This window comes from Gordonia sp. DT30, assembly GCF_049844915.1.
Lineage (GTDB): Bacteria > Actinomycetota > Actinomycetes > Mycobacteriales > Mycobacteriaceae > Gordonia.
The window spans coordinates 248,956-262,061 of the sequence record NZ_JBNCLY010000004.1; the positions used below are offsets into that span (position 1 = coordinate 248,956).

The 13,106-nt window shown below is 67.0% G+C and carries 13 protein-coding genes; 2 read left to right on the plus strand and 11 right to left on the minus strand.

Going from position 1 to position 13,106, the window contains the following annotated elements:
* Positions 1–86 precede the first annotated feature (86 nt).
* The 6 genes from ACLQ3C_RS06405 to ACLQ3C_RS06430 form a co-directional block, all read right to left on the minus strand.
* Positions 87–722: a response regulator gene (locus ACLQ3C_RS06405; protein ID WP_425704198.1), complete on the minus strand. Its 636-nt coding sequence runs from the start codon at positions 720–722 to the stop codon at positions 87–89.
* Positions 719–1,990, minus strand: a complete 1,272-nt coding sequence (locus ACLQ3C_RS06410) for a sensor histidine kinase (RefSeq protein ID WP_425704199.1) — start codon at positions 1,988–1,990, stop codon at positions 719–721. The genes ACLQ3C_RS06405 and ACLQ3C_RS06410 overlap by 4 nt, the downstream gene beginning before the upstream one ends.
* Positions 1,991–1,992: 2 nt before the next feature.
* Entirely contained in the window at positions 1,993–2,730 is a 738-nt protein-coding gene (locus ACLQ3C_RS06415) for an ABC transporter permease (protein ID WP_425704200.1), read from the minus strand.
* 11 nt (positions 2,731–2,741) lie between these two features.
* Positions 2,742–3,668: an ABC transporter ATP-binding protein gene (locus ACLQ3C_RS06420; protein ID WP_425704201.1), complete on the minus strand. Its 927-nt coding sequence runs from the start codon at positions 3,666–3,668 to the stop codon at positions 2,742–2,744.
* A 240-nt stretch (positions 3,669–3,908) separates the two neighbouring features.
* Positions 3,909–4,766, minus strand: coding sequence for an alpha/beta fold hydrolase (locus ACLQ3C_RS06425; RefSeq protein WP_425704202.1), 858 nt, complete (start codon positions 4,764–4,766; stop codon positions 3,909–3,911).
* A gap of 52 nt (positions 4,767–4,818) precedes the next feature.
* Positions 4,819–5,775 carry a R2-like ligand-binding oxidase gene (locus tag ACLQ3C_RS06430; RefSeq protein ID WP_425704203.1) on the minus strand — a complete coding sequence of 319 codons (957 nt, stop codon included), beginning with the start codon at positions 5,773–5,775 and terminating at the stop codon, positions 4,819–4,821.
* Positions 5,776–6,018: 243 nt separating this feature from the next.
* Between ACLQ3C_RS06430 and ACLQ3C_RS06435 the strand changes: the two genes are divergently transcribed.
* Complete coding sequence (locus tag ACLQ3C_RS06435; RefSeq protein ID WP_425704204.1) at positions 6,019–7,146, plus strand: NDMA-dependent alcohol dehydrogenase; 1,128 nt, start codon at positions 6,019–6,021, stop codon at positions 7,144–7,146.
* Between the two features lie 10 nt (positions 7,147–7,156).
* On the opposite strand, the gene ACLQ3C_RS06440 is transcribed toward ACLQ3C_RS06435, so the two are convergent.
* The 4 genes from ACLQ3C_RS06440 to ACLQ3C_RS06455 form a co-directional block, all read right to left on the minus strand.
* Complete coding sequence (locus tag ACLQ3C_RS06440) at positions 7,157–7,723, minus strand: potassium channel family protein (protein WP_425704205.1); 567 nt, start codon at positions 7,721–7,723, stop codon at positions 7,157–7,159.
* Positions 7,707–9,701, minus strand: coding sequence for a M13 family metallopeptidase (locus ACLQ3C_RS06445; protein WP_425704206.1), 1,995 nt, complete (start codon positions 9,699–9,701; stop codon positions 7,707–7,709). The genes ACLQ3C_RS06440 and ACLQ3C_RS06445 overlap by 17 nt, the downstream gene beginning before the upstream one ends.
* A gap of 63 nt (positions 9,702–9,764) precedes the next feature.
* Complete coding sequence (locus ACLQ3C_RS06450; RefSeq protein WP_425704207.1) at positions 9,765–10,508, minus strand: pirin family protein; 744 nt, start codon at positions 10,506–10,508, stop codon at positions 9,765–9,767.
* An 86-nt stretch (positions 10,509–10,594) separates the two neighbouring features.
* Entirely contained in the window at positions 10,595–10,840 is a 246-nt protein-coding gene (locus tag ACLQ3C_RS06455) for a hypothetical protein (protein WP_425704208.1), read from the minus strand.
* A 94-nt stretch (positions 10,841–10,934) separates the two neighbouring features.
* Here ACLQ3C_RS06455 and ACLQ3C_RS06460 point away from each other — a divergent pair, with 94 nt between their 5' ends.
* The gene (locus ACLQ3C_RS06460; RefSeq protein WP_425704253.1) at positions 10,935–12,572 is read left to right on the plus strand and encodes an NTF2-like N-terminal transpeptidase domain-containing protein; all 1,638 of its coding nucleotides are present in this window, start codon (positions 10,935–10,937) and stop codon (positions 12,570–12,572) included.
* 27 nt (positions 12,573–12,599) lie between these two features.
* Here ACLQ3C_RS06460 and ACLQ3C_RS06465 read toward each other — a convergent pair whose 3' ends face one another.
* Entirely contained in the window at positions 12,600–13,088 is a 489-nt protein-coding gene (locus tag ACLQ3C_RS06465; RefSeq protein ID WP_425704209.1) for a DUF3054 domain-containing protein, read from the minus strand.
* Positions 13,089–13,106 lie beyond the last annotated feature (18 nt).

Consider the following 13,106-nt stretch of genomic DNA (forward strand, 5'->3'; position numbering starts at 1 on the left):
CCCCCACTTTTGTTTTCGTCCTCCAGAAGTTTCCGGGGGACGAATACGAAACCCACGGAAGAACGATTCTTCCGTGGGTTTCGTCGTCAGCGGATCAGGCCGCGCTCGAAGGCCACCCGCACCGCCGCTGCCCGGTCCTTGACGCCGAGCTTGGGATAGAGCCGGAGCAGGTGTGTCTTCACCGTCGCCTCGCTGATCATCAGTTCGGCGGCGACCTGCCGGTTGGTGCCACCGCGGGCAACTGCCCGCAGCACCTCGCATTCCCGATCGGTCAGTGTGTCGAAGCGGTTGCGGCTCATCAGACTTGCCGCCGCAGTCGGGTCGAGGACGTGCCGGCCGGCAGCCGCACTCCGCACCGCGCCGATCAGGTCCGCCCGCGGTGTGGCCTTGAGGAGGTAGCCGTCGGCGCCGGCGTCGACGGCGGCATGGATGTCGGTGTCGGTGTCGTAGGTCGTCAACACGAGGATGCGTGGACGATCGGGATCCTGCGCGCGCAGTCGCCGGATCGCGGTCACCCCGTCGGTCCCCGGCATCCGCAGATCCATCAGCACCACATCCGGCCGCAGCCTTGCGATCTCGGTGAGTGCCTGTGCGCCGTCGGCGGCTTCACCGACCACCGACATCCCGGGCTCGCGTTCGAGCATGCCCCGGATTCCGTCCCGGACGACCGGATGGTCGTCGACGACGACGATGGTGATCGGGGTGTCGGGTTCGGGGTTCATCGGGGCACCGACACCGAGATCACGCACCCCGCACCGGGTTCGGATTCGATCGCCAACTCGCCGCCGATGAGGCCGGCGCGCTGGGCCATGGTGGTGAGGCCGAAGCCGTTGTCCGTGCCGCGTCGCACAGCATCGGGGATGAAACCGCGCCCGTTGTCGCGGATGTCGAGCAGCAAGGTGTCGTCCAGATAGGTCAGCGTCGTCACCACCTGCGTGGCACCGGCATGCTTGGCGACATTGGCGAGTGACTCCTGTGCGATCCGCAACAGCGACTCGTCACCAGGAAGGTGCCGTGGGTTGCCGTCCACGCGCAGGGTGGCCGCGATGGCGTTGCGGCGGGAGAAGGCGGTGAGAGCCTCCTGGAGTGCGGTGGCCAGCGGCCGGGATTCCAGTGGCACCGGGGCGAGGGCGTTGACCGCCCGCCTGGCTTCGCCCAATCCCTCGCGCGCAAGCGATTTCGCGTTCTCGACCCGCTCACGTACCGGCGGCGACAGGTGATCCTCGTCGATCGATTCGAGCTGGGTGACGACGGCGACGAAGCCCTGCGCGACGGTGTCGTGCAGTTCGCGTGCGAGCCGGGCACGTTCGTCACGCACCCCGGTGCGCATGGCCTGCCCGACGAGTTCCTCCTGTAGTTCGGCGTTGCGGGAGCGCTCGGCGATCAGCTCGTCGGTGAGTTCGCGTCGACGCAGGAGTGTGCTCTCGCGGGCGTCGATGACGGCCACCGCCGCGACTCCGACGACCACGTTCAGCACCCAGCACAGGATCGACACCCACCACGGGTCGGCGATGTGGTGCCAGCCGTTGCGCTGGGTGGCCGTCATCAACACACACGACACCCCGACGCAGAGCAGCATCGGGGCACCGGTGAACAGCGAGGCGTAGAGCATGTATCCCGCCCACGACGCGATACCGGCCATCGGGGTGACCGCGATCGCTGCCGCGAGCAGTGCGGTGTTGACACCGAATACGGCGCACCGTCGCCACATCGGTCCGATGTCGATCCGGATCCAGAACTCGGTGAAGAGTATCAATGCGACCATCAGGGCCGCGCTGATCAGATGATGGCGCTGGCCGGCCGGAACGCATTGGGCGACAATGAGTCCGGCGACGTTGAGGATTCGCAGGCCCCATACCTCCGACTCCGGTGGCAGCAGGGTGTCGGGCCACGACAGCCCCGAGCGGGCATCGATCCACCGGCCGTGGGGTTCGCGTTCGGGGATGCGGTGCAGGGTGATGCTGCCGGTGGCCAGGTGACCGCGCGACACGGCTACTCCCACTTGAAGGTCCGTATCGCGATGACCGTCGCGAGCGCTCCCCACACGATCAGTGTGCCGAAGAAGCCCACCGGGGGCCATCCGCTGGTCGCGGTGTCGGCGAGGGCCTGGGTGCCGGCCCCCGATGCCGTCAGATTCGAGATCGTGTGCAACCAGCCGGGCATCGTCGAGCGCGGAATCCACAGACCGGCGAAGAACATCAGCACGAAGAACATCAACGTGCCGCACCCGGCCGCCACCTTCGCGTTGCGGAACAACGACGCGATCACCATCCCCAGGCCCAGAAAGGCCCAGCAGGACAACAGAAAGCTGACGACGAAGCCCAGCAGGTGATGCGGCCATTGTCCGGAGATGATGCCCGGGATCACCACGATCAACACCAGGCAGACGATCGAGACGCCCGTGATCAGCACGAAATGCGCGACGAGCAGGAGGGCAGGGGAGACGGGCGTGGTGCGCAACCGCTTGAGAACTCCCATCTCTCGATAGCGGGTCAGCATATCGGGCATGGCCTGCACGGCGAGCAGCGACAGCACGAACAGCACCAGGATCGGTTGGTACACCTGAAATGTGCTCAGACCGCCGAAGGCGGTGACGGGTCTGCGCGCGGCCGGAATCGACGCGATCACGATCGCCGCCGCCACCGGCAGTATCGCCGTCCAGATGACGACACCGGGATTGCGGGCCAGCAGACGTGCTTCCGAACCGATCATGGCGGTCACTGCGCTCATCGGTGAACTCCTCAGTTCTCGGTTGCGCCGGGGTCGGTTGCATCGGTACGGGTCAGGGCGAGGAAGGCGTCGTCGAGACTCGGTTGGTCGACGCGCAGTTTCTGGCATGCGATGCCACGCTCGTGCAGGGCGATGACGACCGCGGCGGCCACGTTGTCGGTGCCGGTGGCGATCACCCGGTCGCCGACCCGATCGATCCGGTGGACGTCGGGCAGCGTGCTCAGCGCGGCGGTGTCGACGGGTGCGGTGGGCACGAACGACATTCGCTGATCGGCGTGAACCGAGGCGGCCAGGTCGGCCGGGGTGTCCAGCGCGACGACCCGCCCGTCGTCGATCACCGCGACCCGGTCGCATAGTCGCTCGGCCTCTTCCATGAAGTGGCTGACCAGCAGGAGCGTCACGCCGGTGTCCTTGAGATCCTCCAACAGGCCCCAGACCTCGCGGCGGGCACCGGGATCGAGGCCGGTGGTCAGCTCGTCGAGGATCGCGACCTTCGGATTTCCGATGAGCGCCAACGCCACCGAGAGCCGTTGCTTCTGTCCGCCGGAGAGTTTGGCGAAGTATGTCCGCTCCTGCGATGCGATGTCCAGACGCTCGAGGAGCTCGCGCCAGTCGCGGGGCGCGGAATAGAAACTCGAATACAGCCGAATCGCCTCGCCGACGGTCTGCTTGTCCGGAAGCCGGCTCTCTTGTAACTGGATTCCCAGCTCCTCGCGGAGTCCGCGGTCCTCGTCGGCGGGGTCGAATCCGGCGACGCGGATGTGGCCGGCGTCGCGGGTGCGCAGGCCGCCGATGCACTCGACGGTCGTCGTATTTCCGGCACCGTTGGGACCGAGGATCCCGAAGATCTCGCCCTGTTGCACCTCGAAGTCGATGCCGCGCACCACCTGGCTGTCGCCGTAACTCTTGGTCAGTCCATGGACCTCGATCATCGCCATGTTCTCCAGTCTGGACCCGAGACCGGTGGATGTGGATCCACCGGACGGTCGGACGTGCGTCAACCGATCGGTGGACGTCGGGCGAGACGATGTGGGTGGCGGCGCATCGCCGGCCGAAAGTGGGGGAGGAAAGTTCGTCCCCCACTTGTGGTTTCGTTCCCCAGAAGTTTCTGGGGAACGAAACCAGAACCCACGGAAGAACCGTTCTTCCGCGGGTTTCGGTCGCCAGGAAAAGGCGGCTCAGCTCGCCAGGAACGCGGCGACGGTCGCCTCGAAGGCGTCGCTGGCCTCGATCATCACCCAGTGACCGCAGCGGGGAAAGATGTGCAGCTGCGCGTCGGGGATCAGCCGCATCGGCGCCAGCGCCATGTCGGGCGGGCTGACGCGGTCGTCGCGTCCCCAGGTGAGCAGCGTCGGACAGGCGATCTTGTGCATCATCGACCAGTAGGGCGGGGTGTCGGCGCTCGCCAGGAACTGTTGCTGCATCTCGAAGGCCGCCGACCCGTACATCGCCCGCCCGGTCGCCAGGGCGTCGGGGTTCATCGCGGCCTCCCAGCGTTCGGCGATGAGTTCGTCGGTGACCAGGGCGCGGTCGTAGACCATCGCGTTGAGCCACCGGACGAGTTTGTCGCGATCGGGGTCGTCGGCGAACTCCTGCAGCAGGCGCAGGCCCTCGCTGGGGCTCGGGCTGAACAGGTTGGGCCCGACCCCGCCGATGGTCACCAGCTTCTCGACGCGGTCCGGTTTGCGGATCGCCAGGTTGACGCCGACGACGCCGCCCATCGAGTTGCCGATCATCGGCGCCTTGTCGATACCCAGGGCGTCGAGGAAGGCGATGACGGACTTACCCGCGGTCAGCACCGGCATCCCCTCCCACGGATCACTGACGCCGAAGCCTGGGAACTCGAGGATGTAGCAGTGGTGGGTGCGGGCGAAGAAGTCGAGGTTGCCGCGATAGTTGCGCCAGCCGGTCACGCCGGGACCGGAGCCGTGCAGCAGGATCAGCGGCGGGGCGTCGGCAGCGCCGGCCTCGTGGTAGCGCAGCACGCCGCGGTCGGTGGTCAGCTCGCGTCGGGTCGATTCGTAGGAGACATCCACCCCACCAGACTAGAACGTGTTCTAGTTGGTTGTCATCGGGGCTCGCGCCTGCTCACCCACCGAGCGACTCGGCCTCTTCCTCCCCGAAGCGTTCTTCGAGTTCGGCGGGCGAATAGTCCAGATCGATCTCGGCGACGTCGCGTCCGCGGGCGGATTCGATCGCGTGCAGCCGGCGTTGGGCGCGGTCGGCGGCGAACCCGAGGAATTCGTTGTTGTCCAGGCCGAACGGCTGCTCGTCGAACTGCTCGTTGACCCAGGTGATCATGCCGAGGGCCATCGGCATCAACTCGGCCATCCGGGCGTTGACGACCTCCCACAGCGAGTCGTCGGCGGCCACGTGGCGCCGGCAGGTGAACGTACCCCACGCCATGTGCCGGCGTTCGTCGTCGCCGATGAACCGGATCAGCCGCTGCATGCCGGGAAAGATGCCGTGCCGGGTGCACACCGTCTGCCAGGCGTGATAGCCGGTCAGCGCGAGCGATCCCTCGATGACGTGGTTGTAGGTGACGCTGGCGCGGATCTGGTTGCGCGGTGACGGATCGTGGTCGAGGACATGCAGACTCTGGGGCAACTCCTCGTAGAACAGCTGCCGGTAGTACGGATTGTCGGCGACGAACGACTGCAGATCACCGTCGAGGCCGACCGCATCCATCCACCGCCGGAACACCTGGGTGTGTTTGGCCTCCTCGAAGCAGAACTGCGACAGAAACATCTCGTCGCCGAATCGCCCCTCCGCGGCCATCGCCTTCATGAACGGCTGGATGTCCTGGGTGACCGCCTCCTCGCCGGCGATGAACTGACTGACCAGAAATGTGGAGCTGCGGCGCTGTTCGTCGGTGATCGCCTTCCAGTCCTCGGCGTCCCGGTCGAAATCGATGGCGGCCGGATCCCAGAAGCGCGCATTGCCCTTCACGAAGAGGCGCAACGGGAACGATTCCCAGTTCAGGCCGCCGCGGCGCAGCGAGGCGAAGTCGGCACGCATCGGCGTGGAGTGTTCGGCGAGGGTCATCGGGTCACCTGCTTTCGCATCGCGATGAATCCGACGCTATCGGGTTACCCGCGGGTTGTGGCCGGAATGCCACAAGCCTTGGCCGTCGGGGTCCTCGGACGAGGAATCGCCATCGGCTGTCGCTCCGGTCGAGAATGCCGGAGTCGGAGTGCGGCAACAGATCTCGCCGTTCCCATGCCGATGGCCGCATGGATGGACGACGATGGCCGCAGGGCGCCGCAGTGCGCCGAAAAGGAGCAGAGCATGAAGACCAAGGGCGCGATCCTGCGCGAAACCGGCCGGCCGTGGCAGATCGAGGAGATCGAGGTCGGTGACCCGATCGCCGGTGAGGTCCAGGTGCGCCTGGCCGCCTCCGGACTGTGCCACTCCGACCATCACCTGCGCACCGGCGACAGTCCGGCCCCGATGCCGGTGCTCGGCGGGCACGAGGGCGCCGGCGTCGTCACCAAGGTCGGGCCCGGAGTCACCCGACTGCGCGAAGGCGATCACGTCGTCACCGCGTTCATCCCGGCGTGCGGCACCTGCGAGCCGTGCTCCCGGGGTCTGCAGAATCTCTGCGACGAGGGCTCCCGGCTGTTGACCGGGATGTCGATCTCCGACGACACCCATCGCCTGCACACCGCCGACGGGACACCGCTGACGCCGATGTGCCTGCTGGGGACCTTCGCCCCCTACATCACCGTCAACGAGGCGTCGCTGGTGAAGATCGAGGACGACATCCCGCTCCGCGAGGCGGCACTGCTCGGATGCGGGGTGGCCACCGGCTGGGGGTCGGCGGTCGAGATCGGCGACACCCACACCGGTGACACGGTCGTGGTGATCGGCATCGGCGGCGTCGGGATCAACTCGGTCCAGGGCGCGGCCGCGGCGGGCGCCCGCTATGTGATGGCGATCGATCCGGTGCCGTTCAAACTGCAGATGGCCGAAAAGCTGGGCGCCACCCATACCTTCGCGTCGATCGAGGAGGCGGCTCCGGTTCTCGGCGAGATCACCTGGGGCCGGATGGCCAACACCACGGTGATCACCGTCGGCGAGATCTCCGGCGACATCATCGCACCGGCGCTCGGACTGACCGGCAAGGGCGGCCAGGTGATCGTCACCGGCATGGGCAATTTCGCCTCGCTGGACACCAAACTCAACCTGTTCGAGCTGACGCTGCTGCAGAAGCGGGTACAGGGAGCCATCTTCGGTGGCACCGGCCCGCGTACGCAGATCCCCAACCTGTTGCGCGAGTACCGGGCCGGTCGACTCAACCTGTCCGACCTGATCACCACCACCTACCGACAGGACCAGATCAACGAGGCCTACGACGACATGCTGTCGGGCAAGAACATTCGCGGCGTGATCGTCTACGGCGACGACGACTACTGACCCCGGCCTCTCAGTCGCCGACCGGGCCCGAGTGCCCGGTCGGCCGCCGCCGGGCGTTGACGAGCAGGGTCAGGAAACGGATTCCGAGGCCCAGTAGGACGAAACTGCTGACCATCTGCACCGACACCACGATGCGGGCACCCTGCGATACGGCCACGATGTCGCCGAACCCGGTCGTCGTGAACACGGTGAGACTGAAGTACAGCGCATCGACGCGGGTGAGCTTCTCGGTGAAGCTGTGCGCGGTGTATTCCGAGGACACGAAATACGCCGTGGCGAAGGCGACGATATAGAAGGTCGCGAGTGCCACGAGCATCTCGAGTGCGGTCACCACCGGGTAGCGCGACCGCAGGAAATGCCGGATCTCGTAGGCGCAGAACGCCATGAGCAGTGCGACGCCCGCGACGAAGCCGATCAGTTTGGAGTTGCTGGCCGCGTTGAAGGGCAACAGGAAATAGCCGACCAGCAGGAGCACCCCCGCCGCGATCGGCCGCAGGACGGCCGAGACCATCTCGCGGCGGGTGATCTCGTGCCCGTCGATGGTTCGACGGCGCCGCCGGTCACCAGATCCGGACACGGTCGGCGTCCGGGAGATACAGGGCATCACCCTCGGACACGCCAAACGCGTCGTAGAACGCGTCGATGTTGCGGACCACGCCGTTGCACCGGAACTCCGGCGGTGAGTGCGGGTCGATCGACAGCCGCCGGATGGCCTCGGCGTCACGGGTTTTGGTGCGCCAGATCTGCGCCCACGAGTAGAACACCCGCTGAACGCCGGTCAGGCCGTCGATCACGGGGGGCGGCGAAGATGTCGTGGCGAGCCGATAGGCGACGAGCGCGATCGACAGCCCGCCGAGGTCACCGATGTTCTCGCCGATCGTGAACTCGCCGTTGACCTTGTACTCCGTGTCGAGGCCCAGTGGCGTGAACTCGTTGTATTGATCGATGAGTTTGCGTGTACGCGTGGAGAATTCGGAGCGGTCCGCATCGCTCCACCAGTTGACGAGGTTGCCATCACCATCGTATTTGGCGCCCTGGTCGTCGAAGCCGTGGCCGATCTCGTGCCCGATGACCGCGCCGATCCCGCCGTAGTTGGCGGCGTCGTCGGCATCCGGGTCGAAGAACGGCGGTTGCAGGATCGCCGCCGGGAACACGATCTCGTTCATCCCCGGGTTGTAGTAGGCGTTGACCGTCTGCGGGGTCATGAACCACTCGTCGCGATCCACCGGTGCCCCGATCTTCGCAAGCTCCCGTTCCTGCTCGAAAGATGCTGCACGGGCGACGTTTCCGACCAGGTCGCCGCGATCGACGGTCAGCGCGCCGTAATCGCGCCAGCGGGCCGGATAGCCGATCTTCGGGGTGAACTTGCCGAGCTTGGTCAGGGCCTTCTCGCGGGTGGCCGGGGTCATCCAGTCGAGGTCGGAGATGTTGCGCCGGTAGGCCTCGACGAGATTGTCGATCAACTCGTCCATCCGGGCCTTGGCCTCGGGCGGGAAGTGTTGTTCGACGTAGAGGCGCCCGACCGCGAATCCCATTGCGTCCTCGACGAAGCCGACACCGCGTTTCCACCGGTCGCGGATGGTCTGCGCTCCGGTCAGGGTGCGGCCATAGAAATCGAAGTTCTCGTCGACGAACGCAGACGAGAGATATGGTGCGGCCGAGCGCAAGAGACGCCAGGTGAGCCACGTCTTCCAGTCCGCGAGCGGGGTCTCCTCGACCAGGGTGGCGACGTCGGTGACGAACGACGGCTGACCGACCACCACCTCGGCGAAGGTGTCGTCGCCGACGGTGCCGAGCCCGCCGAACCATGCGTGCAGGTCGAAACCGGCTGCAGCGGAGGAGAATTCGTCGAGACTCATCAGGTTGTAGGTGAGCTCGGCGTCGCGGCGGCGCACTACATCCCAATGGTGTCCGGCGATCGCGGTCTCCAGCCGCAGCACGGTCTGTGCGCGCTCGTCGGCGCCGTCGAGCCCGGCGAGGCCGAACGCCCGGCCGATGTGCGCGACGTACTGGTCGCGAGTCTGGGCGTGCTTGTCCTCGCGGTAGTAGGACTCGTCGGGTAAGCCCAGTCCTGATTGCACGATGTGGACGAGGTACCGGTCGGATCGGCGGGCGTCGGTGTCGACGTAGAAACCGAACAGCCCGCCGACGCCGTGTCGCTGAAGCCGTCCGATCCGGGCGGACAGTTCGGCGACATCGGAGATCGCGGCGATCTTCTCCAGTTCACCGGAGATCGGTCCGATGCCCAGGGCCTCGATGTGCTCGGTGTCCATGAACGACCCGTAGAGATCGCCGATCTTGGCGGCGTCGGTGCCGCTCGGCGCATTCGACTCGGCGGCGTCGGTGATGATGTCGCGGACGTTTTCCTCGGCGCGGTCGCGCAGCACGTGAAACGCGCCGTCGACCGAGCGGTCCTCGGGGATGACATGTGATGCCAGCCATTTACCGTTGACGTGGGCGAACAGGTCGTCCTCGACGCGCACGGCGTCGTCGACCCAGTCGAGGTCCAATCCGGATTCGGGCAGAGAATGCTTCGACACAGTCACGCCGTCCATCCTGTCATCGCTGTGGCGATTCGTCACCGGGTAGTGCGCTCGGCGGTCATATCTCGCCCCGGCTCAGAATTCACCCAGTGCGCTGTCCATCGCCCAGTAGAGGATCTCGGCATCCGAGCGCGCCACCAACCGGACGTCGCCGACGTCGGTGCCGCGGGCGGCATCGCCGGCCGACAACTCACCGGGCCCGTCGAGCTGCACCGATCCGTTGACGACGAACAGATGCGTGAAGCGGGCGCCGGGCAGTGTCAGTGTGCGACCGGACGCCGGGCGGGCGGCATAAAGGGTCGCGCCGGCGTTCGCGATGGCGATCGCGGCCGCATGGTCGGGATTGCCCGAGGCGACCGGCACCAGCTCGCCGGTCGCCAGCTCGGTGGAGATGTCGCGCTGCGCGTATGAGGGGGCAAGGCCATGCCGGTCGGGCATGACCCACATCTGGACATAGTGCGTTCTCGTGGTGCCCGAGCCGGGAAGGTCGGGCCAGGGTTCGTTGCGTTCGGAGTGGTCGACACCGCTGCCTGCGCTCATGCGCTGGGCCAGACCCGGGGGCACGACTCCGGAGTTGCCCGCGGAATCGCGATGTACAAGCGATCCCGAACTGACCCATGTGACTATCTCGGATTCTTGGTGATGGTGTGTTTCGAACCCGCATTTTGGCGGTAAATATTCTTCGTTGGATGCAATTAAGGCACCATGGTGGGTGTTGGCTGGATCGTAGTGATCGCCGAAGGAGAAGCAATGGTAGGAGGTGAGCCAGGCGGTCGACGTCAGGCTCCTGTCTCCGGCCCGGATGACCGTGTAGCCCATACCCCATTATGGGCACCCGAGAGCGACGCGGACGCGGGCCCACCCCGGCCTGCTCGGATGCGTGGCCGCATTCCGGCGAATTCTTCTCAGATCCCGCGCACCCCACCTGCCCCGAGGACGCCGCAGTCGGGCCGCCACCGGGCCGGCGATGACGATCCGCAGCCCGCCGTCGATCGGCGGTCGACGAGTTCGCCCCGTGCCCGGTCCGGTTCTGCTGCCCGGTCCGGTTCTGCGGCCCGGTCCGGTTCTGCCCAGCGCCCGCGCGCCACGGCGGGCCCGGCCGCGGCCGGGCCCGCTGCGGGTTCGGCGGCGAAGGCGTCAGCGAAAGGCAAAACTGCAGTACGAGACCCGATCGTGACCGGTCCGAAGCCCGACTGCAAGCCTGCGGCATCGAATTCTCGTGTGACTAGAGTGAAAATTGTGACTATGGGTACTCGGGTGAAATGGGCGGCGCTCGCCGCGTGCGTGGTGCTGATCTGTGCTGCCGCGTTCGGGATCAAGGAGTTGGTCTCGCAGACCCCCGATACCGGCGCCAAGGCCACCGCGAACGAGTTCGCCGCGGCCTGGGGTCGCCAGGACGCCGCCGCGGCCGCAAAGTTGACGACGGCGCCGGGACAGGCCGGTGAGGCGCTGACCCAGACCTTGCAGGCGATGAATGCCCGCGAGGTCGATGTCGCGGTGGAGAAGCCGGTCGAGTACAGCGACGGCACCGCGTCGTTCTCGCTGCGGACCACCTGGAAGTTCGATTCCGATCACACCTTCACCTCGAACAGTTCGGGCTCCGCGCGGCATCTGTCGACCGGGTGGAAGATCACCTGGGAGCCGAGCGTGATCTACCCGGGACTGCCCGTCGGTGGCAACCTGCGCGAGATCCGCACCGACGCAACGCCTGCGCCGACGGTCAACAGCCGCTCGGGTAAGCCCCTGATGTACCTGCAGCCGGTCAACGAGATCGTCCTCGACCCGTCCCAGACCCGCGACGTCAATGCGTCGGCGAAGGCGCTGGCCACCACGCTCGCACCGATCGCCCCGCTGGTCACGACCTCGGTCATCGGCGAGAAACTGGCCGCAACGCCCGGTAAGCCCATCACCGCGGTGACACTGCGCAACTCCGATATGGGCGTTCTCACCAGCGACCCGGCCTCGGTGCCGGGCGTGACCGTGCGCAAGGCGGGCATGCTCGTCATGGCCGATCGTCGGCTCTCCTCGCCGCTCGAGAGCGGTCTCACCAACTACTGGCAGGCGATCCGCAACGCAACCGCCGGGTGGCAGGTACAGATGGTCGGCCCAGGGATGGCGCCGCAGCGGCTCGCCGGCGAGCAGGGTCCCCCCGGCCCGAACGTGCCGACGTCGGTGGACCAGGGCGTACAACTCACGCTGGGCGATGCCGCGGTCGAGGTCGGGCAGCCGGCCACCATCATGGCGCTCGACGCGAAGTCGGGTGCGATTCTCGGTGCGGCACAGAACACCTACGCCGCCGAGCGTGGCAACAACCCCGACGCCGCGTATCCCGTCGGGTCGACTCTCGACCCGGTGCTCGCCGCCGTCGACCGCAGCGCGCGGGCCAATCAGGAGACCCCCGACTCGGTGCTCGACCGGCTCGGTCTGGGCGTGCAGTTCACCGTTCCGGGGGCCAGCGCTCCGGCCACGGGCACCGGGGTGGCGACGATCGATCTGCGCTCGGCCGCAACACAGATGTCGATGACGAACATGGCCGCGCTCGGTGTGGCCATGGCACGCAGCGCGTCCGGAACCGCCGACTCGGTGGCGCCCTACGTCGTCGACGGGGTGCCGACCAAGGTGGCCGGTGGCCGACTCGGCGGCTTGAATCCCGATCTGACCGGTCCGATCTGGGATGCGATGACCACCACCGCCAAGACCGGTGACGCCAGCGACCTCACCAACGATCCCGGACTGCGGGCACTGGTCGGCACCAACGGTCCCGATGGGCCCGGGTGGTTCGTCGGAGTCCAGGGCGGCAAGGTCGTCGTGATCTATACCGAGGGCCCGAAGTCGGGAACCGCGGCGCTTCAGGTGGCGCAGAAGTACTTCCGCATCCAGTGAGCGGCGCGGGCCGCAGGTCGCGGACCGTCAGGGGGCCGCGTCCGCGGCCGGTGTCGGCCGGTGCGACTCGAGCCGCCGCAGGATCAGAGCGGTCAGCGCGCGCCAGCCGAGCAGGAACAGGCCGAGCACGACCGTGGTGACGACGATGAAGCTCACCTCGGTGCCCTCGTGGAACAGGTAGCGCAGGATCATGCCGACCGTGACCGCGCAGAACCAGATCGCCAGCCCGGCGGGCACCACCCGCTCCGGGCGGAAGTCGCGGCCGAACCAGTCACTGGACCGGACGTGGGAGTACACGTAGACGATCGACCAGCCGACGGCGGCGCCTGCGACGAACGGCCACAATGTCTGGACAACCGACAGCGGTGCGTAACCGTGATGATGCGACCCGCGACCGATCAGCACGAACACCGCAATCGCGACGACGTCGGCGAAGGCGGTGACGGGCAACCGGACGGTGGTCGACGCGTGCGATGTGGACCGGGCCACCCTGCTGGCCATGTCAGAACTCGACATGGTGACCAACGGTAGCCG

What these genes read in the sequence shown, in the direction of transcription:
- ACLQ3C_RS06450 (WP_425704207.1), bottom strand. Translation starts at nt 10,508, where the DNA reads ATGGGCTACACGGTCATCCGGGCCGGAGACAGGAGCCTGACGTCGACC.
- ACLQ3C_RS06405 (WP_425704198.1), bottom strand. Translation starts at nt 722, where the DNA reads ATGAACCCCGAACCCGACACCCCGATCACCATCGTCGTCGTCGACGAC.
- ACLQ3C_RS06460 (WP_425704253.1), top strand. Translation starts at nt 10,935, where the DNA reads ATGGGTACTCGGGTGAAATGGGCGGCGCTCGCCGCGTGCGTGGTGCTG.
- ACLQ3C_RS06435 (WP_425704204.1), top strand. Translation starts at nt 6,019, where the DNA reads ATGAAGACCAAGGGCGCGATCCTGCGCGAAACCGGCCGGCCGTGGCAG.
- ACLQ3C_RS06420 (WP_425704201.1), bottom strand. Translation starts at nt 3,668, where the DNA reads ATGGCGATGATCGAGGTCCATGGACTGACCAAGAGTTACGGCGACAGC.
- ACLQ3C_RS06445 (WP_425704206.1), bottom strand. Translation starts at nt 9,701, where the DNA reads ATGGACGGCGTGACTGTGTCGAAGCATTCTCTGCCCGAATCCGGATTG.
- ACLQ3C_RS06465 (WP_425704209.1), bottom strand. Translation starts at nt 13,088, where the DNA reads ATGTCGAGTTCTGACATGGCCAGCAGGGTGGCCCGGTCCACATCGCAC.
- ACLQ3C_RS06430 (WP_425704203.1), bottom strand. Translation starts at nt 5,775, where the DNA reads ATGACCCTCGCCGAACACTCCACGCCGATGCGTGCCGACTTCGCCTCG.
- ACLQ3C_RS06415 (WP_425704200.1), bottom strand. Translation starts at nt 2,730, where the DNA reads ATGAGCGCAGTGACCGCCATGATCGGTTCGGAAGCACGTCTGCTGGCC.